This window comes from [Micrococcus luteus] ATCC 49442, assembly GCF_010367585.1.
Classification (GTDB): domain Bacteria; phylum Actinomycetota; class Actinomycetes; order Actinomycetales; family Micrococcaceae; genus Arthrobacter; species Arthrobacter luteus_A.
Genome location: NZ_JAAAXP010000001.1, coordinates 338,948 through 362,133 on the forward strand (window position 1 = coordinate 338,948; position 23,186 = coordinate 362,133).

The window sequence follows — 23,186 nt, forward strand, 5'->3', positions numbered from 1 at the left end:
AAATATTCCCAGTGACTCGCCGAGCGGCCGATATTGGGAAAGGGCTTGCCCGGCAACGTGACTCCTTTTATCAAGAGCTTTGACATGTGGTGGGAATCACTCTAGATTGTGGATCAGGAAAGCGCATTCCAAGCTTCTGTCCCTTTCTAAAGCGGAGAATCACTATGCCATCAACTGTCAGCGATGCCCGAGCGCTGAGTGTCCCGTCCCAACAGCAAGGCCCCGGAACGGAGCCACGTCTGCGCATGAACAACGTCGCCCTGAAATGGGCAGCAGAGTTCTGGCGGCCGGTTTCCTTTGTCGTCGCCCTCGTGCTCGTCTGGTGGCTGGTCACCGCGCAGAAGTGGGTGGCTCCCTTCATCCTTCCCAGCCCGCAGGACACCCTCAGCGCACTGAGTGAGAACGGCACTTATCTCGCCCAACACACTGGTGTAACAACGCTGGAGACCGTCTTGGGATTTGTCATAGCCATTCTTCTGGGTGAGCTGGTCGCGGTGTTGATGGTCTATTCGCGGTCCCTGGAGAAGACCATGTACCCCATCATCCTGTTTGCCCAGGTGATTCCGAAGATCGCTATAGCTCCCTTGTTTGTTGTCTGGCTTGGCTTTGGATTGGAGCCGAAGATCTGGGTCGCGGTGCTGATGGCCTTTTTCCCCATCGTTGTATCCGGTATGGCAGGCCTCCGTTCCGTCGATCCGGAAATCCTGGAACTCACCTCCACCATGGGGGCCAATCCCTTCAAGACATTTCTTAAGGTCCGGCTGCCGGCGTCGCTGCCTCAGTTGTTCTCCGGCCTCAAGGTGGCGGCCACCTTGGCAGTGACAGGCGCAGTGGTCGGGGAATTTGTCGGGGCTAATGAGGGCCTTGGCTACGTCATCCTCCAGGCCAACGGCAATATCGACACCGCCATGCTCTTTGCGGCGCTGATCATCATGTCCGTCCTGGGCATCCTGCTCTTCGCGATCATTCAGATTGCCGAGTGGTTCCTTGTCCCGTGGCAGGCGTCGCGCCGCACCGGCGGCGCATCCACAAACGGCTAATGCATTACTGCAAAAACAACTCAATGGAGAGAACGTTATGAAACTTACCCGCACCGCTGTCCTAGCCGCGATCGCCGCGGCATCCCTTGCCCTCACCGCTTGCGGAGGTTCCTCACAGCCTGAAAGCACTGCCGCTGGAGCCGAAGAATCCGAGTCCGTGACCCTGATGCTGAACTGGTACCCCTATGGCGAGCACGCTGCGTTCTACTACGGAGTGGAGCAGGGCATCTTCAAGAAGCACGGCATCGACCTGACCATCAAGGCGGGCCAGGGTTCCACTAAGACCGTCCAGGCAACAGGCCAGGGCCAGATGGACTTTGGCTGGGCCGATACCCCGGCCGTCCTGGCCAACGTCGATAAGGGCGTCAAGGTGAAGAGCCTTGGGGTCTACCTGCAGACCACTCCCTCTGCTGTGCAGGTCTTCACTGACTCCGGAATCAAAACAGTTGCCGATCTCAAAGGCAAAACCATCGCCATGTCGGCCGGAGATGCACCCAGTGTTACCTTTCCGCTCTTTCTGAAGGCGGCAGGCCTTGCGGAGACGGATGTGAAGCAGCAGAACCTCGACGCTGCAGGAAAGGTCGCGGCGGTCCTCTCCAACAAGGTCGATGGCCTGATTGGATTCGCCCACGACCAGGGGCCGAGCATTGCAGCCAAGAGCGGCAAGGCTATGACGTACTTGCGCTACTCCGACGAGGGCATCAACTTCTATTCGAACGGCCTTATTTCCTCCGATGACTACTTAGCCAAGAACCCTGCCTTGGCAAAGGAGATGATGGCTGCCGTCTCAGAGTCGTTCAGCGCGGCCATCGCCGATCCCGAAGCGGCGGCTAAGTCGATGGAAGGCAAAGACCCCCAGGTCCCGGCGCAGGCCGTAGTTCTGGAACAGTGGACAGAAACTATCAAACTGCTCAATACGTCGGCTACAAAAGGCAAGAACCCGGGCATCAATGATTCTGCTGACTGGGCCGCAACAATCAAGACGCTGTCCGGTGCGGGCCTCATCGGAGAAGGTAGCGACGCGTCCAAATATTTCGATTCGCAGTACCAGCCAAAGTGAAAGCTGAGAACGACATGACAGCCCTTGTGCACGAGAAGCCGGTGACGACAACGAAACCGGTTGTGACCATCGAAAACCTCAACATCACGTATTCGACCAAACGCAGCAAAGTGACCGCCCTCGACGACATCAACCTCAAGGTGGAACAGGGTGAATTCCTCTCGATTGCAGGCCCCTCGGGATGCGGAAAGTCCACCCTGCTGAAAGTGGTGGCCGGCCTGACCCTTGCGACCGGCGGCCGGGCCCAACTCCGCGGCGAGCAGGTTAGGGGCCCGCGCCGCGATATCGGATACGTCTTCCAGCGGGCCGCACTTCTTGAGTGGCGGAACGTGCGTGGCAACATCCTGCTTCAAGCCGAAATGCGTGGCATGGATAAATCCAAGGCAGCCCGGCGGGCAGATGAGCTGATCGAGATGACCGGTCTTGGGGGATTTGAGAAGGCCTTCCCACATGAGCTATCAGGCGGTATGCAGCAACGGGTTTCCCTCTGCCGTGCGCTTCTCCATGAGCCTGACGTCCTGCTCATGGATGAACCGTTCGGAGCGCTGGACGCCCTGACCCGGGAACGCATGAACATCGAACTGCATCGCATCTGGCGCGAGACCGGTACAACGGTCATCCTGGTGACCCACTCCGTGGCCGAAGCTGTTTTCCTTGCCAACCGCGTGGTGGTCATGAGCGCGCGGCCAGGCACGATCCTCGAAACCCTTGACGTGCCGCTCGGTGAGCATCGTGACTACGCTGCGACCATGGAGGACCCGGACTTCGTGCGGGTTTCGGCCCGTGTTCGGGAACTGCTGGGGGCATCCCACAGTGCTGACTAGGTGAGGCGAGCGGCGTCAGCCGCACCAGCTGAGTCTGGCAAGGGAGGGGACAGCAAAATTGCTGTCCCCTCCCTTGCGTTTACCTGTGAATTACGTCTACTCCGGGGCGGCGCGGCGGCCGCTGACCTTGGGAGTGGCGCCGGTGGTCCAGTCACTGAACTCTGCATCGACGTCGTCCGCGGCCGAAAACTCCGGCCGCTCCTGGAGCTCACGCAGCAGCTGCCTGCGTTCCCGGCGCCCCTCCACGAGCCGGTACAGCACGGGCACCAGCACCAGGGTCAGGGCAGTGGAGGACACCAGCCCGCCGATCACTACGACGGCCAGGGGCTGGGAGATAAAGCCCCCGCCGCCGGTCAGGCCGAGGGCCATGGGGGTCAGGGCGAAAACGGTGGCCAGGGCGGTCATCAGGATGGGACGCAGGCGCTGCCGCGCGCCGTGGGTGATGGCGTCAGCCACGGTCATCCCGGGCAGGCCGTTGCGGGGCTGCCGGTACTGGTTGATGAGATCGATGAGCACAATGGCGTTGGTGACCACGATGCCCACGAGCATCAGCATCCCGATCAGCGATGGCAGCCCGAGGGGAACGCCGGTCGCCAGCAGCAGGGCCACGGCTCCGGTGGCTGCGAAGGGCACGGAGACCAGCAGGATCAGCGGCTGGATCAGGGACTTGAAGGTTGCCACCATGATGACGTACACAATGGCGATGGCCGCGAGGAGGGCCAGGCCCAGCTGCTGGAAGGATTCCGCCTGCTGGGTGGTGGCGCCGCCGAGTTCCGCGGTGACACCCGGCGGGAGGCTGACTTCCGCAAGGCGCTTCTGCACTTCTGCGTTCACCGCGCCAAGGTTGGAGCCCGACGGCGTGACTGACACTTTCGCGGTCCGCTGACCGTTGCTTGCGGTAATGGAGACCGGGACGTCCACCTGTTCCACAGAGGCAATGCTGCCCAGGGTCACCGGAACAGCGCCTGCCGGCAGGGCGATGTTGCGCACCGCCTCGATGCTGGTGAACCGGGTGCCCTTGCCGATCTGCACCGGGAAGTCGTTGGTGTCGATCCGGACGGTTCCGGCCGGGATAGGACTGATGGTGGCGGCGAGGACGCCGGCCACCTGTTCCTCGTTCAGTCCTGCGGCGGCTGTCTTGGCCCGGTCCACCTTGACCTGGACCACGGGCTGGCTGGCGGCCAGGTTGGTGGTCACTTCACTGGTTTCCGGGACGCCGGTCATGGCCTCCACCATGGCGTCACTGGCCGTGCGGAGATCCTCGGACGTGGCCGCCTTGATGGTGATGTCCACTGTGGAGGAGGTTCCGAAGCCGCCCTGCTGGGAGCCCACGGTGACCTTTCCGGAACCGGCCACCTTGGCCAGTTCCGTGCGGACTGTTTCCTGGAGCCTGGCCTGGTTCGCCTTTTCATCCGTCACCACAGTAAAGGTGGAGTTGGAGGAGCCGGAGGAGGTCAGCGCGGCAAAGCCCGCCTGGGCGTTGCCGGACGTGACCTGGACATTCTTGACGCCGTCGATGCCGCGGAGGACCTCTTCGAGCTTCACGGCTGCCGAGCTGGTGTCCGCCAGGCTCGTGCCCGCCGGCATCACCTGGCGGACGGTCATGCTGTTCTGGCCGGAGTCGCCCAGGAGGTTGGTTGCAAGCAGCGGAGTCATGGCGCCCGTCCCGCCGAGCACCAGCAGGGCGGCAACCAGCGTCCAGACCGGATGCTTCTGGGTCTTGCTGAGGATCGGCAGGTACGCGCGCTGGAGCGGGCTCTTTTGTTCCGCTTCGTGGGCTTTGGCCAGGGCAGCGGCGGCCGCTTCACGTGCGGCGGCTGAACCGGGTGCGGCGGTGGCCGGGCTCTTGAGGAACCAGTAGGCGAGCACGGGGACGATGGTCAGGGACACCAGCAGGGAGGCCAGCAGGGCCATGGTGACTGTCAGCGCGAACGGGCGGAACAGTTCGCCGGCCAGCTCGCCAACGAAGGCGATGGGCAGGAAGACTGCCACTGTGGTCAGCGTCGAGGCGGTGATGGCGCCGGCCACTTCGCGGATGGCGGTAAGGATGGCGGCGACCTTCTCCTCGCCGTAGCTCAGGTGCCGCTTGATGTTCTCGATCACCACGATGGAGTCGTCCACCACCCGGCCGATGGCGATGGTGAGCCCGCCCAGGGTCAGAATGTTCAGCGAGTAGCCGGTCGCCGAGAGCCCGATGAAGGTCACCAGGAGCGAGAGCGGAATGGACACCGCCGTCACCAGGGTGGAGCGGGTGGACATCAGGAACACGAGGATGACGGCCACAGCAAAGCCAAGCCCCAGCAGACCCTCGGTGGTGAGGTCCTTGATGGACTTCTCGATGAACGGCGCCTGATCGAACACGGCCGTGAACTTGGCGTTGGATCCCAGCTCGGCCTCAAGGTCGGCCAGCGAGTCGTTCACTGCGTGGGAAATGCCCACCGTGTCGCCTTCGGGCTTTTTGGTGACCGAGACTGCCAGGGTCTCCTCGCCGTTCGTCCGGGTGATGGACGTGCGTTCGTCGTCGCGCAGGCTGACATCCGCCACCGTGCCGATCGTGGCACCGTTTTTCGCGCCGCCCAGTGGCAGCGACTTGATGGTGTCCAGCGAATCCACCGGGCTGCCGATCTGCAGGGACAGGGTTTTGCCCTGCTCCTCGATGGTGCCCGCCGGGATCAGGGAGCCGTTGTTGCCCAACGCATTCCGGATGGACTCAATGGTGGCGCCGGACGCGGCCATTGCCTCGGGCCGGGGGAGGACCTCGATGTGCAGGGTCGCTCCGCCGGTCACATCGGCGCCGCGGACGCCGTCGATTTTCTGGAGCCGGGGAACGGAGAGCCGCTGGAGGTCGGCGTTCAGCTCACTGAGCGGTTTGTCCGAGGACACCGCCAGGAACACGATGGGGAAGTCGCTGATGCTGCCGGCGAACGCCTGCGGCTGCACGTCCTCGGGCAGGGCACGCTTGGCGTTGGAGATGGCCCGGTCAATCTGGTTCCGGGCCCGGTCCAGGTTGGTCCCGTAGGTGAAGACCATGGTGATCTGGGAGGAGCCGTTACGGGATGTCGAGGACGTTGACTCCAGGCCCTCCACCCCGTTCAAGGCGGTCTCCAGCGGTGCGCTGACCTGTTTGTCAACCACTTCCGGCGAGGCGCCGGGCATGGCGGTCAGGACGGTTATCTGCGGAAACTCGATGGACGGAATGAGTTCCTGCTTCAGCGATGACATGGTGATCACGCCGAACACCGATGCGAAGACGGTGATCAGCGCGATCAGCGCCCGGTTTGCCAGTGAAAGTTGTGCCAGCCGGAACATCGCAAGGTCTCCTGTGGGGTTGACGGACTGCTGGGACACGACCTGCCCGCCAGGCCTGATTCGCCCGCCAGACCGGCGCTGCGTCAGTGGTTGGCGGGAACGCTTTCCAGCTGGAGTGACTTGGCGGTAGCCGCCTCGATCGCCGCAGCCAGTTCCGGGTTCTCATCAAGCTTCACACCGTAGCCGGGCATCATGTCCTTGAGCTTGCCCTGCCAGCCCTTGAAGCTCTTGGGGAAGGCCTTCTGCAGCAGTTCAATCATGATGGGCACCGCCGTGGACGCGCCCGGCGAGGCGCCCAGGAGCGCACCGATCGAGCCGTCGCGGCCGGCGATGACTTCAGTGCCGAACTGCAGCACGCCGCCCTTTTTCGGATCCTTCTTGATGATCTGTACACGCTGACCGGCGGTGATCAGTTCCCAATCGCCGTCCTTGGCCTCGGGGTAGTACTCCCGAAGCGCCTCGACCTTGTCGCCGTGGCGCTTGGCCACCTCCTTGACGAGGTACGCGGTGAGGTCCATGTTGTCCTTCGCCACGGCGAGCATCGGAATGATGTTGCCGGGGCGGATGGACAGGGGCAGGTCCAGGTACGAGCCGTTCTTCAGGAAGTTGGTGGAGAAGCCGGCGTAGGGGCCGAACAGGAGGGAGCGCTTCCCGTTGACGTAGCGCGTGTCCAGGTGCGGCACGGACATGGGCGGGGCGCCCACGGAGGCCTGGCCGTAGACCTTGGCGCTGTGCTGGGCCGCGAGGGCCTCGTCGGTGCAGCGGAAGAACTGGCCGGACACGGGGAAGCCGCCGTAGCCCTTGCTCTCCGGAATGCCGGATGCCTGCAGGAGGTGCAGGGCGCCGCCGCCCGCACCAACGAACACAAACTTGGCGTGGATCCTGCCGTGTTCACCGGACCGGGGGTGCTTCAGCGAAAGGTCCCAGCCGCCGTCGGACGCCTTTGAAATGCCGGTCACGTCGTGGCCGTAATTAACCTCGACGCCGTTGTTCCCAAGGTACGTGGTCAGCTCACGGGTCAGTGCCCCGAAGTCGACGTCGGTGCCCTCGGCGGCGCGGGTGGCAGCGATGCGCTGCTTGGGGTCGCGGCCCTTGACGATGAGAGGCGCCCACTTGGCGATCTGTGCGTGGTCCTCGGAGTACTCCATGCTGCGGAACAGCGTATGAGGCTTCAGTGCCTCATAGCGGGTCTTGAGGAACTTGGTGTTGTTTTCGCCGATGACGAAGCTCATGTGCGGCACGGTGTTGATGAAGCCCTTGGGCGAACCGATCAGCTGCTCGTCCACCAAGTGGGACCAGAACTGCCGGGAAAGCTGGAACTGCTCGTTAATCAGCAGGGCCTTGGCGGGGTTGACCGAGCCGTCTTTGGCTGCGGGGGAGTAGTTGAGCTCGCACAATGCGGCATGGCCGGTTCCGGCGTTATTCCAGGGGTCGGAGCTCTCCAATCCCGGCTGGTCAAGGCGCTCGAACAGGGAAATGGTCCAGTTCGGCTCAAGCTGCTTGATGAACGCACCCAGGGTGGCGCTCATGATGCCGCCGCCAATCAGGACGACGTCGGCATGTTGGGTCTTTGATATGAAGGTCACAATCAGTCTCCGATAGCAGCGGCTCTGGCTGTCAAAGAATATCCCTGCCCGGCCCGCATACTGAAATTGGGCCCGGCCGTCAAGGCTTTAGCTGCACCTTCGTGAAAACTTCACTCAGGACCGGCGACGCCGGATAACTGCTGACGCGGTCTGACAATGCAAGTGCCGAGATGGGAAAGGCGATGGGAACGGCCGGGACCGTGGCAGCGATCTGGGCGTTGATGGTGTGGTAGAGCTCGTCGCGTTCTTCGCCGGCGGGCAGGCCGCGGGCCCGGTTGATCTTGGAGAAAACCTGCGGGTCCTGGTAGCCGAACTCACCATTCTTCTCGCCAAAGAGGGGGCCTACAAAGTTTTCGGCGTCGGAGTACGCGCCGTTCCAGCCGAGCAGATGGAGGGCGTGGTCGCCGGGGGACTGCACTTTCTGGAGGTACCCGTCGGCCCAGTCCACCGGGACAGGCTTGACGTTGAAGCCGACGGCGGTCAGTTGCCGGCTGAGCTCGGCATAGATCTTCTCGGGCGTGGGGAGGTAGGGGCGGGTGGCGTTGAGCGGATAGTAGAACCGGAGTTCTTCCCCCGCATAGCCCGCCTCGGCCAGGTAGGCCTTCGCCTTGGCCGGATCGTGGCCCAACGCCGGAGCCTCGTTGTTGAAGCCGCTGATCTTTGGCGGAACAAACTGGGTGGCCTTGGCGGTGTTGTCGATAAAGAACTTGCGGATCAGGGTGTCTTTGTCGATGGCAAGCTCGATGGCCTGCCGGACTTTGGTGTTTTGGAGGATGGGGATTTCCTGGTTGATGCCCAGGTACATCACGGAGAACGGGTCGCGCTGGACAATCTGCATGCCGCGCTTGACGAGCTGATCGAAGTTCCCCACCGTGACGGCGTCGTAACCGTCGATCTTGCCGTCCAGCAGCGCCTGAAGCCGGGTCTGCGGATGATCGTACGTAACGAAGTTAATGGTGGAGATTTGTCCGCGTTCACCCCAGTAGTCCCCATGGGTGATCAGGCGGACGCTCGTTTCGTCCCAGGCCGCCAGTTTGAACGGTCCGGTTCCCACCGGATTGGTGGCGAAGGACGAGACGGCGTTGCTGTGCCGCGTCTGGTCCAGCACGTCGGCTGTGCCCGAGGCCAAAGCTGCCGGGGAGGCCATGGCGAAGGCCGGCAGGGTCAGGGCCTGGAGGAAGGCCGTGAAGGGCTGGGTGAGGTCGATCCGGACGGTGTCCGGAGAGACTGCGGTGCAGCTCTTGAAGATGGAGAGCGCGGCGTCGTCGGAGTGCGCTTTGAACACGCTTTTGAACGTGATGCCCGGCGCCTTCGTCCGCAGTTCCGGGGAGAACGCAAACCAGCGGTTGAAATTCTGGCATACGGCGTCGGCATTAAAGGGTGTGCCGTCCTGGAAGGAGACACCGCTGCGGAGCTTGAAGGTGTAGCTGCGGCCCTCGTCCGATTCGGTCCACTCCGTGGCCAGCAGCGGGGTGGGTTTACCGGTGGTCTGGTCCACACCCACCAGGCCTTCGAGGATTTGCCGGGTGACGCGGTGACTTTCAACATCACTTGAGAGCGCCGGGTCCAGTCCCAGCGGCTGGGAGGCGGTGCCGAAGGTGAAGGTCTGGGTGGGCTCCCCGCCGGCGGCCGCCGTGGAGGGAGAGGTTGATGAAGGTGATGGCGACGGGTTACCGGTACAGGCCGTCAGGCCTAACGCCATAAAAACGGCGCCGGTCTTGATGACCGTTCGCCGCGATGTACTGCTGGGCACTCGTCTATCACCTCTGGGCTGTCACTGGCCGGCGCCGCGGGGTGCGGGCCAGTGACACAGTCTAATTGACCGGTCTTGGTGTTCCCTGTACCCGCGCGAGGGGACAACTGCCCATGGGCCTGAACATCCCGGCGCCCCGTTCCTGCTGGAACCGGCCGCCGGGATGTCATGGTGCTGCCTGGACGTGAGCCCGGGTGACGGGCGGGCCCGGGTTACTTGGGCATCAGGACGGTGTCAACGAGGTAGACCGTAGCGTTCTTGGTCTGCACGCCGCCGCAGATGACGTTGGCGCCGTCGACCTGGAGCGCGTCCCCGCTGCCGGTGACGGTGACCGAGCCGCCCTGGACCGTGGCGTGGGTTCCGGCGATCTTGTCCGGGGCGATCTGGCCGGGCACCACGTGGTACGTCAGGATCTTGCTCAGCAGGGCGTCATCGGTCTTCAGGGTCTCGATGGTGGCTGCATCGATCTTGGCAAACGCGTCGTCCACCGGTGCGAAGACCGTGAATTCCGCTCCGTTGAGCGTGTCCACCAGGTCAACCTTCGGGTTCAGCTTGCCCGAAACAGCTGACGTGAGGGTGGTCAGGAGGGGGTTGTTGGACGCGGCGACTGCTACCGGGTCAAGCGCCATGCCGGAGACGGAACCGGCGCCGGTGGGGACCTGCTCGGCGTAGCCGGCGCAGCCCGGGCCCACGAGGTTTGCGGCCGGATCCATAGTGGAGGCGCTGGCTGACGCTGACGGTGATGGAGCCATGCTGGACGGCGCGGCGGCCGGAGCGGAAGAGCTGGGGGTCGTTGTGGCGGTTCCACCGCAGGCGGTAAGGCCCAAAAGGGCTGCAGCTGCAACGCCTGCGACGGTGAAGGATGTGCGCTTGAATGACTGCATTTCAGTTCTCCTAGGTTGTGCCGATTTCTTGCCTGCCGCGGACGTGGCGCCTGCGGCCTGACCTGTTCCGACTGTGGGCACCTGCCCTTGGCTGGTGTCTCACGGGGTATTCGGGAGGAGCGCCGAAATAGATGGGTGGATCAAAAATTCTTTTTTCGAATCGCTGTTTTTGGGTTAACGGCAGAGATCCCGGGCCGTGGGCCCGGGATCTCTGAATGTTGTGCGCAAGGGGGGACTTGAACCCCCACGCCCGAAGGCACAGGAACCTAAATCCTGCGTGTCTGCCAATTTCACCACTCGCGCTTGGCAGGTGCCGGTGTCCTCTTCTCCTCCTCACGGCCAGCGGCTGGACAAGGAAGGGAAGCGTACGACGGCGTATGCCAGTAACCATTGTAGCCTCGGGGGAGGGCAGCTCCTGTCTGTCCCTGCCGCCTCCGGTTCGCCGGTGGCTGGCTGCCCTACGCGTCCAATTTGAGGTCGCGCCGCAGTTTCGCCACATGCCCGGTGGCCCGCACGTTGTATTGGGCCAATGACACCCGGCCGTCGGGATCGATCACGATGGTGGACCGGATCAGGCCTTCGTAGGTGCGGCCGTAGTTTTTCTTTTCGCCCCAGGCCCCGTAGGCCTCAGCCACCGCATGGTCCTCGTCGGAAAGCAGCGGGAAACCAAGATCCTCCTTGGCGGCAAAAGCGGCCAGCTTTTCCACGGAGTCGGGGGAGACCCCCAGGACGCGGTAACCGGCCGACGCGAAGGACGCCAGGTTGTCGCGGAAGTCACACGCCTCTTTGGTGCAGCCGGGTGTGGACGCAGCCGGGTAGAAGTAGACGATGGTGCTGGTGCCCTGTCCTGAGGCCAGGCTCACGTCCTGACCCGACGAATCCTTCAGGGTGAAACCGGGCGCCACTGCACCGGTCAAAAGTCTTTCAGCCATTGTTTATCTCCTTGTTGCAGGCGTGACACACCAGTCTAGTAAGCATCCGGAAACCGGTGCGAAGCAGCCTTAGCTATACTTGCTTGTATGCCTGACATGGATCGCTGGCCCACGGGGCGCTTACTATCGACTGCGGCGCGCCTTGTGGAACACTCCTGGAACGAAAAGCTCAGTGCTATCGGCCTGACCCATGCCGGCGTCATCGCCATCGAAGTTCTGGCAGCCCAAGGGCCCATGACACAGGCCCAGCTGGCCCAGTTTGTCCGTGTCCAGGCCCAGACGATGGGAAAGACGCTCACGCGGCTGGAAGCCCACGGGCATGTCGTTCGCGTTCGCAGCACTTCTGACCGCCGCAGCCAGGTGGTTTCCCTGACCGACAGCGGCCGGGAAGCAGCGGTAGCAGCTGTGGAAATGGAACGGTCGGTCCTGGCCGCAGCGACCATCGATCCGGACGTCCTGCGCCAGGAGCTCCAGGCAGTGGTTCGTGAGCTGGCCAGCCAGTTCGCGTCGCCTGCTGCCCGTGCCCTCGTGGACGGCGCACCGCTGGGCTAAGAGTTACCCGGCTTTCGGAAAACAAGCACGGCATCACACCTGCAGGCAATGCAGCGGTGGTGCCTCTTTTTTGTCCGTCCCGTCTTAGCTGTGGAGCCAGTGCAGGCATTCGTCGCCCAGGGTCCGGGCGGAACCGGGCATAAACTGGCACAGGCCGTCCGAGCCGCAGACTTTTCTTGGGGGAAAACAATGAAGCGACTGGCCCTCGTGGTCCTGGCTGTACCACTCTTCCTGACCGGCTGTGTTGTGCCCTATGGCGGCGCTGACTCCGTCACCACTCCTACCGCCGCAGCTGACGGCTATGCGCGCCTGGATAAGGCCGGCATTGAACAGATCAAGGCTTCGAAGGCAGTGCGGTTGAATATGTCCTCGGGCCGGCTCACCAAAGAGAGTGTCGGCCTGGAAGACGGCAGCAGCCAGGCGCCGGACGTCCAGACACGCGACGGAGAGATGACACTCGATATCCAGGGGCCCGCCGGTACCGTCAGCGCCCGGACGGACCGGCTCCGGCTCAACGGCCTGAACACCCGATCCGATTTCACTGAGGTCACGTACTTCCTCACAGCCCGGACCCTGGAGGAGTACAAGGCCCTGATTCGCGCGGGCGTCGACCGCTATGGCATCGACAGCGGATCAGCCGAGGGCTGGATTGAGTCAATCTCCAGCCGGCCCGGGAAAGAAAGCGACTTCGCCCTGACCCCGGGCACGTCAACAGGACTTCAGGTCACGTACGATCTCCGCTATGACGGTTCGAAAGATGTTCAGGTCATCATCGTGCACGTCAATCCGGTGCCGGCTGGGAGCTGAACGGTTCCTTCAGCGGTGGCCTGGCCGAACGTCAGGCGCCTGCCGGAAGAAACTAAATGGCCCGGAAATAGTCCGGTCCTGAATTTCAGGGGAAAGCGAAACCCCGCCTTCAGGCTTGTGGCCTATGAAGACGGGGTTTCCGTGGTGCACCCCCCGGGACTTGAACCCGGAACCCATTGATTAAGAGTCAATTGCTCTGCCAATTGAGCTAGAGGTGCATCTCTTCGCGGTGATCTTCGTGGCTTTTTCTTTCCCCGTTGATCTCCGCAACGACATGAAACTCTACACGAACTTTATGCCCATGTGAAATCGACGCCGTCGGCGTTCCTTCGGTCAGGCCGGAGGGGCCAAAACCAGCACAAAATCAGGGTTTTGGTTGTTGCTGAGAAGCCAGAATCCGCCCTCCGGGGTGCGGATGACGTCCCGGATCCTGCCATACTCCCGTGTGAAATGGGCCACAGGCGCGTGGGCTTCTTCGCCGCTGAGGGCGACAGTCCAGAGGCGTTGGCCGCGAAGCGCCCCGAGGAAGGCCGTGGATCCCACGATCTCCAAACCGCTGGGGGAGGATTCCGCCGTCGACGGCCACACGACTTTCGCATCGAGGAACTCCCCGCGGTGCGGTGCGCCGGTCACTGCGGGCCAGCCATAATTGCCGCCCGGCACGATCAGGTTGAGCTCATCATTGACATCCGGGCCGAATTCGCTGGCCCCACAGCCTGCCTTCGCTGTCCCAGGCCAGGCCCTGAACGTTCCTGTGGCCGAGGCTGTACACCGCGTTGCCGAAGGGGTTGCCGGGTGCGGGGCCGCCGTCCGCAGTCAGCCTCAGGATCTTCCCGCCCAGCGCATCCGGATTCTGCGGCTGGTCCCTGCGCTGGGAATCACCCGTGCCCACATAGAGGAAGCCGTCCGGGCCAAACCGGATCCGGCCGCCGTTGTGGGTTCCTGCCTTCGGGATGCCAGTGAAAATAACGTCCGGATCGCCAAGCGTCAGTGACCCGTCAGGTCCTTCGGTCACCGTGACACGGGCAATGCGGTTGTCCTCGGCGGACGTGAAGTACATGTAGAGGTAGCTGTCGGCGGGAAATTGTGGCGAGAGCGCCAGCCCTAGCAGGCCCCCCTCGCCGCCCGGGGTCACACCGGGGACCTGCCCGATAGTGGTGGCCCGGCCGTCCTTGACTGCCTTGAGAAGCGCAGAATCACGCTCGGAAATGATGGCCGTGCCGTTCGGCAGGAACACGGCGGCCCATGGAATATCGAGCTGGAGATCGAGCCGGGTCTGAACCGCCGGAGCGACGGCGGCGCTTGGCCCGGGCCCCGCTGTCCCGGTCCCGGCAGTCCCGGGGGCGGGACGTGCCGGGCCGGGGCCTGTACCCGTCACGCTGCCGGTTGGCGCGTCGTTTCCGCCCCCTGTGCAGCCGGACAAAACCAAGGCCACGCAGAGAGCCAGGGCGCCGGCACGGGGTGCAGCGGCCGCCAGGGACCGGCCAGCTGCACCGGTGCCGTCAGCGGCGGTTTCGGCGGGGAGCCCGGAACCCGGCGGCCTCGGCGTGGGCCGCCGACTCGAACCAGACATCGGCCGTGGTCTGCTCATAGTCCGGGTGCCCCTCCTCGTAGTAGACCATTGCGCTGGCGTCACCCTTGACATCGAAATCGGCCGGGCCACTGCCATCCGGTCCGGGGGACGCGGAGCCGGCGCCGTAGGGCTGGTCAGCGGCAAGATGGCCCATCGGTTCGGCCCCTTGCTCGGAGCGGCCGCCGGCAGCCGCTGCCGGTTCGACCCCCTGCTCGTGCCTGGCGGGAGGCGTTTCGCGGGTATTTCCCCCGGGATATACCGCTGCGTCGTCCGCTGTCAGGGCATCAGCAGCTGCTGTTTCTGCGCCAGGAAGCGTCGGGGCGTGCGGGTCTGTGTACTCCGCGTGATGAACGTAGCCAGTGTCCTGGCCAGCCTGGCGGCCGGTCTCGTTGACTTCCTGCGCATCCGCACCCGGTATGGCGGCGGCACCGGTAGTCGCGGCTCCAGTACTTGCCGCTCCGGTGGCTGCGCCTGTGTGTGCATCGGAGCCAGCCCTGTGGCTGGCCGCCGGAGTTGCCCCGCCGGCTTCAGACCACTGCGTTTCCCACTCGTCTTCCGCTTGCCGCGCCGAATCAGTCCGGCTGCCGCCAGCCTGCGTACCGGCAGCATCCGCGTCGGGCGCCGTGGTCTCTCGGGGTGATGTGGGCCCTGCAGCGGCAGCGGGCCCTGCAGCGGACCGCCCGGCGGCCAGCGGCTCCCCGGCTTCTTCCGGTTCCAATGTCGCCGGCATCCCAGGTGAAGGCAGGGTCTCCTGTCCGGACACGGCATCCGTTCCGGTGCCGGTCTCCGGAGCTGCGTCCATTCTCCGCGCGGCGGCCGGCTCGCCGGCAGCCTCAACGGGGGTGCGGGTTTCCGGGCTTGCCACAAAGTCCTGCTGACCAGCCGCTGTTCCAGTCCGCGCGGGTGTTTCGTCCGCAGTTGTTGGGGGCGCGGGTTCCGCCGCACCGCCGAAACCGGCCGCACCCGGGAGGCCCGCCGTACCGGCGGCCTCCGCAGAGGCAGCCGCGCTCCCACCAGACAGGCCGCCGTCGTGCCGGACTGTGTCTGAGCCGCGGGTATTGCCGGAGCTGTTGCGGTTCAGGAGCCACCACACAACCCCCACAATCAGCACAATTGCAATGATCCAGAAGATAAAATCCATAACAGGCCCTTCAGTCCGGATGGCATGGTTACTGTTCCCTGACGGTACGTCGGGGCCAATGTGGCTGTCTAGGCTCCCGGAGGTCCGGTGCGGGGATCGAAGCAGGTCAAAGCCATGGCTACCAGCGGCGGGACCCCTCGAAAGGTGCCATTCTTACCGGACAGGCCGGGTGTATGGGGCAGCGAAAGCAGTCCGGGAGGGCCTGACCAAACCGATTCCCGGGAGCCGCAAGACCGTGCGTCTCAATATATGAGACGCCAGTCCACTATTTGAACGAAATAATGCCGAAAATGGGCTTCTGCGGCGGTTTCCGGTTCGTTCGCTCCCGCTCGGAGTCATAGACTTTGAGCCATGAGTGCCGACAGCCAAACACCAACTGAGAACAAGCCTGACATCAAGCCCCGCAGCCGGGTTGTCACCGACGGGATTCACGCCGCCCCCGCGCGTGGCATGTTCCGTGCCGTCGGTATGGGCGACGACGACTTCGCGAAGCCGCAGATCGGCGTCGCAAGTTCGTGGAACGAAATCACTCCCTGCAACCTGTCCCTGAACCGGCTTGCCCAGGGTGCCAAGGAAGGCGTCCACGCGGGTGGCGGGTTCCCCATGCAGTTCGGCACCATCTCCGTTTCAGACGGCATTTCGATGGGCCACGAGGGCATGCACTTCTCCCTGGTCTCCCGCGAAGTCATTGCCGACTCCGTGGAAACCGTGATGCAGGCAGAGCGCATCGACGGCTCGGTACTGCTGGCCGGCTGCGATAAGTCCCTGCCCGGCATGCTAATGGCCGCGGCCCGCCTGGACCTGGCCAGCGTTTTCCTCTACGCCGGTTCCATCATGCCGGGCTGGGTCAAGCTGGAGGACGGTTCCGAAAAGGAAGTCACCCTCATTGACGCCTTCGAGGCTGTGGGCGCCTGCGCCGCAGGCAAGATGAGCATGGAGGACCTGACCCGCATCGAAAAGGCCATCTGCCCGGGCGAAGGCGCCTGCGGCGGCATGTACACCGCCAACACCATGGCCTGCATCGGCGAAGCGCTGGGCATGTCACTGCCGGGTTCCGCCGCTCCGCCCTCTGCGGACCGCCGTCGTGACGAATTCGCCCGCAAGTCCGGCGAAGCGGTAGTCAACCTGCTCCGACTGGGCATCACAGCCCGCGACATCATGACCAAGAAGGCCTTCGAGAACGCCATCGCCGTGACCATGGCCTTCGGTGGTTCCACCAACGCGGTCCTGCACCTGCTGGCCATCGCCCGCGAAGCCGAGGTCGAACTGAGCCTCGAAGACTTCAACCGCATCGGTGACAAGATCCCGCACCTGGGCGACCTGAAGCCGTTCGGCCGCTACGTGATGACCGACGTCGACAAGATCGGCGGCGTGCCGGTCATCATGCGCGCACTGCTCGACGCCGGCCTGCTGCACGGGGACTGCCTCACCGTCACCGGCAAAACCGTCGCTGAAAACCTTGCAGCGATCAACCCGCCGGATTTGGACGGCAAGATCCTGCGCGCCCTGGACAACCCGATCCACAAGACCGGCGGTATCACCATCCTGCACGGTTCGATGGCCCCCGAAGGCGCCGTGGTCAAGAGCGCAGGCTTCGACGCCGACGTCTTTGAAGGGACCGCCCGGGTATTCGAGCGCGAGCAGGGCGCACTGGAAGCGTTGGACAACGGCAAAATCCACGCCGGTGACGTCGTGGTGATCCGCTACGAAGGCCCCAAGGGCGGCCCGGGCATGCGCGAGATGCTCGCCATCACCGGAGCCATCAAGGGTGCCGGGCTGGGCAAGGACGTCCTGCTGCTCACTGACGGCCGCTTTTCCGGCGGCACCACCGGGCTGTGCATCGGCCACGTCGCCCCCGAAGCTGTCGACGGCGGCCCCATCGCCTTCGTCCAGGACGGCGACCGGATCCGTGTGGACATCGCCGCCCGCAGCTTCGATCTCCTGGTGGACGACGCCGAACTCGAAGCCCGCAAGGTCGGCTGGGAGCCGCTCCCGGCCCGATACACCAAGGGCGTGCTCGCCAAGTACGCCAAGCTCGTGCACAGCGCCTCCACCGGCGCCTACTGCGGGTAGTACCCGAGTACCTCAAGCCTCCGGCGGCGGCGACGCTACTGCCGGAGGCGGCAGGGCTTAATGAGGGCCGATCCCGGGGCCCCGAGCGGACGGCGCTTGCGCCGGAGGTTCGGGGTAGGATCAGCCCGTGGACAATGAAGTCCATATGGTGAGATCGGATGTCGTCTCGTTGACACCCGTCACACCAGAGGGAAAACTGAACGCATGACTTTCGTTACCGTCGGCACCGTCGTCGTCCTTACCAAGCGCGTGGCACACTAGCCCCGGCAACGAACTGTCACGCGCAAACCCCTCGAAGAGCCGCCAAGGCTGAGGGGTTTTTTTATTCCCCGCAGTTCCAAGAAACACAAGTGATCCACAAGGAAGAGTCCGATGAGCAAAGGATCGCCGATCAGCCCCTCGCTGATGGCTACTAAGTCCGCTGGAGCCCCCAAGGCTCCGGAACGTGCCGATCGAACGGCCGACCACGCCGCCGTCGTCACTGATCTTGCCGCTGTCTCTCCTGTCCTTGGGCCGAACACCGTTGTACCCCCAACGGTGATGACCGGCTCAGAAGCTATTGTCCGCTCGCTCGAAGAACTCGGCGTGGACGATATATTTGGTTTGCCTGGTGGCGCGATCCTGCCTACCTATGACCCCTTGATGGCCTCCAGGATGAATCACGTCCTGGTCCGTCACGAACAGGGAGCCGGCCACGCCGCGCAAGGCTATGCCATGGTTACGGGCCGGGTGGGCGTCTGCATCGCCACCTCGGGTCCTGGTGCCACCAACCTCGTTACCGCCATCATGGACGCCCACATGGACTCCGTGCCGCTGGTGGCCATCACCGGCCAGGTATCCAGCGGTGTGATCGGCACCGACGCGTTCCAGGAAGCCGACATTGTTGGCATCACCATGCCAATCACCAAGCATTCGTTCCTGGTGACGAACCCCAATGACATCCCGCACGTGATGGCCGAGGCCTTCCACCTGGCCTCGACCGGCCGTCCCGGTCCGGTGCTGGTGGACGTGGCGAAAGATGCCCAGCAGGGCCAGATGACGTTCTCCTGGCCGCCGAAAATCGACTTACCCGGCTACCGTCCGGTAACCCGGGGGCACAACAAGCAGGTCCGCGAGGCGGCCAAGCTGATTGCCGCCGCCAGCAAGCCTGTCCTCTATGTGGGCGGCGGTGTGGTGAAAGCCCACGCCGCGGCTGAACTCCGCGAACTGGCGGAGCTGACCGGAGCCCCGGTGGTCACCACCCTCATGGCGCGCGGCGTGTTCCCGGACTCGCATCCGCAGCACGTGGGCATGCCGGGCATGCACGGTACGGTTTCGGCCGTGACCGCCCTGCAGCAGTCCGACCTCCTGATCACCCTCGGCGCACGCTTCGACGACCGTGTGACCGGCGTGCTGAAGACCTTTGCCCCGAACGCCAAGGTCATCCATGCCGACATCGATCCTGCGGAGATTTCCAAGAACCGCACCGCCGATGTGCCCATTGTGGGTTCGGTCAAGGAAATCATCCCCGAGCTCACGGAGGCCATCCGGTCCCAGTTCGACGCGTCCGGCACCCCGGACCTCACCACGTGGTGGGCTTTCCTGAACAACCTCAAGGAAACCTATCCTCTGGGCTGGACGGAACCGGAAGACGGGCTGACCGCCCCGCAGCGCGTCATCGAACGGATCGGCGCGCTGACCGGCCCCGAAGGCATCTACGTTGCCGGCGTCGGCCAGCACCAGATGTGGGCCGCGCAGTTCATCAAGTACGAGCGCCCGCATGCCTGGCTGAACTCGGGCGGTGCCGGCACCATGGGCTACGCCGTGCCGGCTGCAATGGGTGCCAAGGTGGGGGAGCCGGACCGCGTGGTCTGGGCGATCGACGGCGATGGCTGCTTCCAGATGACCAACCAGGAGCTGGCCACCTGCGCCATCAACAAGATCCCCATCAAGGTTGCCGTCATCAACAACTCCTCGCTGGGCATGGTCCGGCAGTGGCAGACCCTCTTCTATGAGGGCCGCTACTCCAACACCGACCTGAACACCGGCCACGAGACCGTCCGGATCCCTGACTTCGTCAAGCTGGGGGAGGCCTACGGCTGCGCTTCGTTCCGCTGTGAGCGGGACGAAGACATCGATGCGACCATCCAGAAGGCCCTCGAGATCAACGACCGTCCCGTGGTCATCGATTTTGTGGTGAGCCCCGACTCCATGGTGTGGCCGATGGTGCCCGCCGGCGTGAGCAACGACCAGATCCAGGTTGCCCGCAACATGACCCCGGAATGGGAAGAGGAGGACTGAGCATGACCCGCCACACACTGTCTGTTCTGGTTGAAGACAAGCCCGGTGTCCTGACGCGCGTCGCGAGCCTTTTCGCCCGCCGCGCCTTCAACATCAACTCCCTGGCCGTCGGCCCGACGGAAGTTCCGGGCATGTCCCGGATGACCGTCGTCGTCGACGCCGATGGTGACCTGATTGAACAGGTCACCAAGCAGCTCAATAAACTGGTCAACGTGATCAAGATTGTTGAGCTCACCTCCGAATCTTCCGTACAGCGAGACCACATCCTGGTCAAGGTACGTGCGGATGCCGCAACTCGTCTGCAGGTGACCCAGGCTGCAGACCTGTTCCGTGCTTCAGTGGTTGACGTCTCCACAGACTCCGTGGTCATTGAAGCAACAGGCCACCCCGAAAAGCTCACCGCACTGCTGTCAGTGCTTGAGCCCTTCGGCATCCGCGAAATTGTGCAGTCCGGCACCCTGGCCGTTGGACGGGGATCCCGCTCCATGAGTGACAGGGCATTGCGCAGCGCTTGATTCCCAAGCGCGGCACAACGCCCGTGCAGTACGCAGCACCACATTTACACCAGAAGAATCCACTCAAAAGGAGTTACGCAAGTGACTGAAATGTTTTACGACGACGACGCCGACCTTTCCATCATCCAGGGCCGCAAAGTCGCCATCGTCGGCTACGGCTCCCAGGGCCACGCCCACGCGCTGAACCTGCGCGACTCCGGCGTTGAAGTTGTCATCGCCCTCAAGGAAGGTTCTTCCTCGATCGCCAAGGCCCAGGATGCAGGCTTCACGGTCAAGACTGTTGCCGACGCTGCCGAATGGGCCGACGTCATCATGATCCTGGCTCCGGACCAGCACCAGCGTGCCATCTTCAACGACTCCATCAAGGACAAGCTGACCGCCGGCAAGGCCCTTGCCTTCGCCCACGGCTTCAACATCCGCTTCGGCTACATCGAAGCTCCCGAAGGCGTTGACGTCATCCTGATCGCGCCGAAGGCTCCGGGCCACACCGTCCGCCGCGAGTTCGAAGCCGGCCGCGGCATCCCGGACATCATCGCCGTCGAGCAGGACGCCACCGGTTCCGCCTGGGACCTGGCCAAGTCCTACGCCAAGGCCATTGGCGGTACCCGTGCAGGCGTCATCAAGACCACCTTCACCGAAGAGACCGAAACCGACCTCTTCGGCGAGCAGTCCGTCCTCTGCGGCGGCGTGTCGCAGCTGGTCCAGTACGGCTTCGAAACCCTGACCGAAGCCGGTTACCAGCCGCAGATTGCCTACTTCGAGGTGCTTCACGAACTGAAGCTCATCGTTGACCTCATGTGGGAAGGCGGCATCGCCAAGCAGCGCTGGAGCGTTTCCGACACGGCCGAATATGGCGACTACGTCTCCGGCCCCCGCGTCATCACCCCCGAGGTGAAGGAAAACATGAAGGCTGTCCTCGCGGACATCCAGAGCGGCGCCTTTGCCAAGCGCTTCATCGACGACCAGGACAACGGCGGCGTAGAGTTCAAGGCCCTGCGCGCCAAGGCCGAGCAGCACCCGATCGAGGAAGTCGGCCGCGAGCTGCGCTCCCTCTTCGCGTGGCAGCAGCAGGACGCGGACTACGTAGAGGGCTCGGCAGCCCGCTAAGGCTGCTGTGCCGGTACCCGTTCGGGGTGCCATGGTGGGGGCCGGGTTCACTTAACAATGTGAGCCCGGCCCTTCCGTCCGCCTAGACTTGTTCCATCCCAAGGACTGCAACGCAGAGGATCACCCGTGTCAAAACCCGTAGTACTGCTCGCCGAAGAACTTTCGCCCGCCACGATCGAGGCCCTGGGCCCGGACTTCGAAATCCGCCAGACCGACGGCGCCGACCGGTCCCAACTGCTTTCCGCCATCGCGGATGTGGACGCCATCCTGGTCCGCTCCGCCACCCAGGTGGACGCCGAAGCCATTGCCGCAGCCAAGAACCTCAAAGTCATCGCCCGCGCAGGAGTTGGCCTGGACAATGTTGACATCAAGGCCGCCACCCAGGCCGGCGTTATGGTTGTCAACGCCCCGACGTCGAACATCATCTCGGCGGCCGAATTGACCGTTGGCCACATCCTCAGCCTCGCCCGCCACATTCCGCAGGCAAGCTCGGCGCTCAAGGACGGCGAGTGGAAGCGCTCCAAGTACACGGGCATCGAACTGTTCGAGAAGAAGATCGGCATCATCGGCCTCGGCAGGATCGGCGCCCTGGTCGCCGCCCGCCTCAAGGGCTTCGACACCAAGATCCTCGCCTACGACCCCTACATCACCTCAGCCCGCGCGGCGCAGCTTGGCGTGCAGCTGGTGACCCTCGACGAGCTTCTCGCCCAGTCGGACTTCATCACCATCCACATGCCCAAGACGCCCGAGACGGTAGGCATGCTCGGCGCTGACGCCTTCAAGAAGATGAAGAGCACCGCATACGTGGTCAACGTTGCCCGTGGCGGTCTGGTGGACGAAGAAGCACTCTTCACAGCCCTCCAGGACCGCGAAATCGCAGGTGCCGGTGTTGACGTCTTCTCCAAGGAGCCCAGCACAGACCTGCCGTTCTTCAAGCTGGACAACGTCGTGGTCACGCCGCACCTTGGAGCGTCCACCGACGAGGCCCAGGAAAAGGCCGGCGTCTCCGTCGCCAAATCGGTACGCTTGGCCCTGGCCGGCGAACTCGTTCCGGATGCGGTGAACGTGGCCGGCGGCGTGATTGCCCCCGACGTCCGCCCGGGCATCCCGCTGATCGAGAAGCTGGGCCGCATCTTCACCGCCCTGACCCACGCGTCGCTCACCCAGTTCGACGTCGAGGTGGCCGGCGAAATCTCGTCCCTTGATGTCAAGGTGCTCGAACTCGCCGCCCTGAAGGGAATCTTCGCGGACGTCGTGACCGAACAGGTTTCCTACGTCAATGCGCCGGTCATCGCCGAACAGCGCGGCATCAACGTCCGCCTGATCACCACGCCGGACACCGAGTCCTACCGCAACCTCCTCACCCTGCGCGGAGCCCTCAGCGACGGCACACAGATTTCCGTCGCCGGTACCCTGACCGGGCCCAAGCAGGTCCAGAAGCTGGTGGGAATCAACGGCTTCGAGCTCGAGATCCCCATCAGCGAGCACCTCGTTGTGGTCTCCTACGCGGACCGCCCGGGCGTGATCGGAACCATCGGACACATCCTGGGCATGAACAACATCAACATCGCCGGCATGCAGGTGGCACGCCAGGACGAGGGCGGCCAGGTGCTCGCCCTGCTCACCATCGACAGCTCCGTGCCCCAGCAGGTGCTGGATGCCATCAAGGCCGGCATCGGTGCCGAGATGGTCCGTGAGGTCGATCTCGAGGACTGAGATCCGCAACACCGAGAATGACGCGCGGCCCGGG

The 23,186-nt window shown here is 63.9% G+C and carries 16 protein-coding genes, 2 tRNA genes and 1 pseudogene; 10 read left to right on the plus strand and 9 right to left on the minus strand.

Annotation, left to right across the window (positions count from 1 at the left end):
* Positions 1 to 245 precede the first annotated feature (245 nt).
* Genes GUV69_RS01560 through GUV69_RS01570 form a run of 3 tightly spaced genes read left to right on the plus strand, consistent with a single transcriptional unit; the run spans position 246 to position 2,924 of the window.
* Positions 246 to 1,040 (plus strand): ABC transporter permease, encoded by a 795-nt coding sequence (locus GUV69_RS01560; RefSeq protein WP_208786566.1) that lies wholly within the window; start codon positions 246 to 248, stop codon positions 1,038 to 1,040.
* A gap of 37 nt (positions 1,041 to 1,077) precedes the next feature.
* Complete coding sequence (locus GUV69_RS01565) at positions 1,078 to 2,100, plus strand: ABC transporter substrate-binding protein (protein WP_164199119.1); 1,023 nt, start codon at positions 1,078 to 1,080, stop codon at positions 2,098 to 2,100.
* A 14-nt stretch (positions 2,101 to 2,114) separates the two neighbouring features.
* The gene (locus tag GUV69_RS01570; protein ID WP_164199121.1) at positions 2,115 to 2,924 is read left to right on the plus strand and encodes an ABC transporter ATP-binding protein; all 810 of its coding nucleotides are present in this window, start codon (positions 2,115 to 2,117) and stop codon (positions 2,922 to 2,924) included.
* Between the two features lie 96 nt (positions 2,925 to 3,020).
* Here GUV69_RS01570 and GUV69_RS01575 read toward each other — a convergent pair whose 3' ends face one another.
* From GUV69_RS01575 to bcp, 6 genes are all read right to left on the minus strand, one after another.
* Positions 3,021 to 6,233, minus strand: coding sequence for an efflux RND transporter permease subunit (locus GUV69_RS01575; RefSeq protein ID WP_164206113.1), 3,213 nt, complete (start codon positions 6,231 to 6,233; stop codon positions 3,021 to 3,023).
* A gap of 83 nt (positions 6,234 to 6,316) precedes the next feature.
* Positions 6,317 to 7,819 (minus strand): malate:quinone oxidoreductase, encoded by a 1,503-nt coding sequence (locus GUV69_RS01580; RefSeq protein ID WP_164199123.1) that lies wholly within the window; start codon positions 7,817 to 7,819, stop codon positions 6,317 to 6,319.
* Between the two features lie 79 nt (positions 7,820 to 7,898).
* Positions 7,899 to 9,521: an ABC transporter substrate-binding protein gene (locus GUV69_RS01585; RefSeq protein WP_208786691.1), complete on the minus strand. Its 1,623-nt coding sequence runs from the start codon at positions 9,519 to 9,521 to the stop codon at positions 7,899 to 7,901.
* A gap of 263 nt (positions 9,522 to 9,784) precedes the next feature.
* Entirely contained in the window at positions 9,785 to 10,456 is a 672-nt protein-coding gene (locus GUV69_RS01590; RefSeq protein WP_164199125.1) for a fasciclin domain-containing protein, read from the minus strand.
* Between the two features lie 221 nt (positions 10,457 to 10,677).
* Positions 10,678 to 10,759: transfer RNA gene (locus tag GUV69_RS01595), tRNA-Leu, on the minus strand.
* Between the two features lie 155 nt (positions 10,760 to 10,914).
* Positions 10,915 to 11,388: a thioredoxin-dependent thiol peroxidase gene (gene bcp, locus GUV69_RS01600; RefSeq protein WP_164199127.1), complete on the minus strand. Its 474-nt coding sequence runs from the start codon at positions 11,386 to 11,388 to the stop codon at positions 10,915 to 10,917.
* Positions 11,389 to 11,484: 96 nt separating this feature from the next.
* Here bcp and GUV69_RS01605 point away from each other — a divergent pair, with 96 nt between their 5' ends.
* The gene (locus tag GUV69_RS01605) at positions 11,485 to 11,940 is read left to right on the plus strand and encodes a MarR family winged helix-turn-helix transcriptional regulator (protein ID WP_164206117.1); all 456 of its coding nucleotides are present in this window, start codon (positions 11,485 to 11,487) and stop codon (positions 11,938 to 11,940) included.
* Between the two features lie 189 nt (positions 11,941 to 12,129).
* Positions 12,130 to 12,747, plus strand: a complete 618-nt coding sequence (locus GUV69_RS01610) for a hypothetical protein (RefSeq protein ID WP_164199129.1) — start codon at positions 12,130 to 12,132, stop codon at positions 12,745 to 12,747.
* Positions 12,748 to 12,889: 142 nt separating this feature from the next.
* On the opposite strand, the gene GUV69_RS01615 is transcribed toward GUV69_RS01610, so the two are convergent.
* The 3 genes and pseudogenes from GUV69_RS01615 to GUV69_RS01625 all read right to left on the minus strand — a co-directional run bounded on the left by GUV69_RS01615 (position 12,890) and on the right by GUV69_RS01625 (position 15,461).
* A tRNA-Lys gene (locus GUV69_RS01615) sits at positions 12,890 to 12,965 on the minus strand.
* A gap of 115 nt (positions 12,966 to 13,080) precedes the next feature.
* Positions 13,081 to 14,320, minus strand: a pseudogene (locus tag GUV69_RS01620) (PQQ-dependent sugar dehydrogenase).
* Positions 14,250 to 15,461, minus strand: a complete 1,212-nt coding sequence (locus GUV69_RS01625) for a sunset domain-containing protein (protein ID WP_164199131.1) — start codon at positions 15,459 to 15,461, stop codon at positions 14,250 to 14,252. The pseudogene GUV69_RS01620 and the gene GUV69_RS01625 overlap by 71 nt, the downstream one beginning before the upstream one ends.
* 351 nt (positions 15,462 to 15,812) lie before the next feature.
* On the opposite strand from GUV69_RS01625, the gene ilvD reads away from it, so the two are divergent.
* From ilvD to serA, 5 genes are all read left to right on the plus strand, one after another.
* Positions 15,813 to 17,534 carry a dihydroxy-acid dehydratase gene (gene ilvD / locus GUV69_RS01630; protein ID WP_164199134.1) on the plus strand — a complete coding sequence of 574 codons (1,722 nt, stop codon included), beginning with the start codon at positions 15,813 to 15,815 and terminating at the stop codon, positions 17,532 to 17,534.
* Positions 17,535 to 17,906: 372 nt separating this feature from the next.
* Entirely contained in the window at positions 17,907 to 19,814 is a 1,908-nt protein-coding gene (locus tag GUV69_RS01635; RefSeq protein ID WP_164199135.1) for an acetolactate synthase large subunit, read from the plus strand.
* 2 nt (positions 19,815 to 19,816) lie between these two features.
* Positions 19,817 to 20,329, plus strand: coding sequence for an acetolactate synthase small subunit (gene ilvN / locus GUV69_RS01640; RefSeq protein WP_028271611.1), 513 nt, complete (start codon positions 19,817 to 19,819; stop codon positions 20,327 to 20,329).
* A gap of 81 nt (positions 20,330 to 20,410) precedes the next feature.
* Positions 20,411 to 21,436, plus strand: a complete 1,026-nt coding sequence (gene ilvC, locus GUV69_RS01645; protein ID WP_164199137.1) for a ketol-acid reductoisomerase — start codon at positions 20,411 to 20,413, stop codon at positions 21,434 to 21,436.
* A gap of 126 nt (positions 21,437 to 21,562) precedes the next feature.
* Complete coding sequence (gene serA / locus GUV69_RS01650) at positions 21,563 to 23,152, plus strand: phosphoglycerate dehydrogenase (RefSeq protein WP_164199139.1); 1,590 nt, start codon at positions 21,563 to 21,565, stop codon at positions 23,150 to 23,152.
* Positions 23,153 to 23,186 lie beyond the last annotated feature (34 nt).

Coding starts and splice junctions, on each gene's coding strand:
- GUV69_RS01560 (WP_208786566.1), top strand. CDS start 246: ATGAACAACGTCGCCCTGAAATGGGCAGCAGAGTTCTGGCGGCCGGTT.
- GUV69_RS01565 (WP_164199119.1), top strand. CDS start 1,078: ATGAAACTTACCCGCACCGCTGTCCTAGCCGCGATCGCCGCGGCATCC.
- GUV69_RS01570 (WP_164199121.1), top strand. CDS start 2,115: ATGACAGCCCTTGTGCACGAGAAGCCGGTGACGACAACGAAACCGGTT.
- GUV69_RS01575 (WP_164206113.1), bottom strand. CDS start 6,233: ATGTTCCGGCTGGCACAACTTTCACTGGCAAACCGGGCGCTGATCGCG.
- GUV69_RS01585 (WP_208786691.1), bottom strand. CDS start 9,521: ATGGCGTTAGGCCTGACGGCCTGTACCGGTAACCCGTCGCCATCACCT.
- GUV69_RS01590 (WP_164199125.1), bottom strand. CDS start 10,456: ATGCAGTCATTCAAGCGCACATCCTTCACCGTCGCAGGCGTTGCAGCT.
- bcp (WP_164199127.1), bottom strand. CDS start 11,388: ATGGCTGAAAGACTTTTGACCGGTGCAGTGGCGCCCGGTTTCACCCTG.
- GUV69_RS01605 (WP_164206117.1), top strand. CDS start 11,485: ATGGATCGCTGGCCCACGGGGCGCTTACTATCGACTGCGGCGCGCCTT.
- GUV69_RS01610 (WP_164199129.1), top strand. CDS start 12,130: ATGAAGCGACTGGCCCTCGTGGTCCTGGCTGTACCACTCTTCCTGACC.
- GUV69_RS01625 (WP_164199131.1), bottom strand. CDS start 15,461: ATGGATTTTATCTTCTGGATCATTGCAATTGTGCTGATTGTGGGGGTT.
- ilvD (WP_164199134.1), top strand. CDS start 15,813: ATGAGTGCCGACAGCCAAACACCAACTGAGAACAAGCCTGACATCAAG.
- GUV69_RS01635 (WP_164199135.1), top strand. CDS start 17,907: ATGAGCAAAGGATCGCCGATCAGCCCCTCGCTGATGGCTACTAAGTCC.
- ilvN (WP_028271611.1), top strand. CDS start 19,817: ATGACCCGCCACACACTGTCTGTTCTGGTTGAAGACAAGCCCGGTGTC.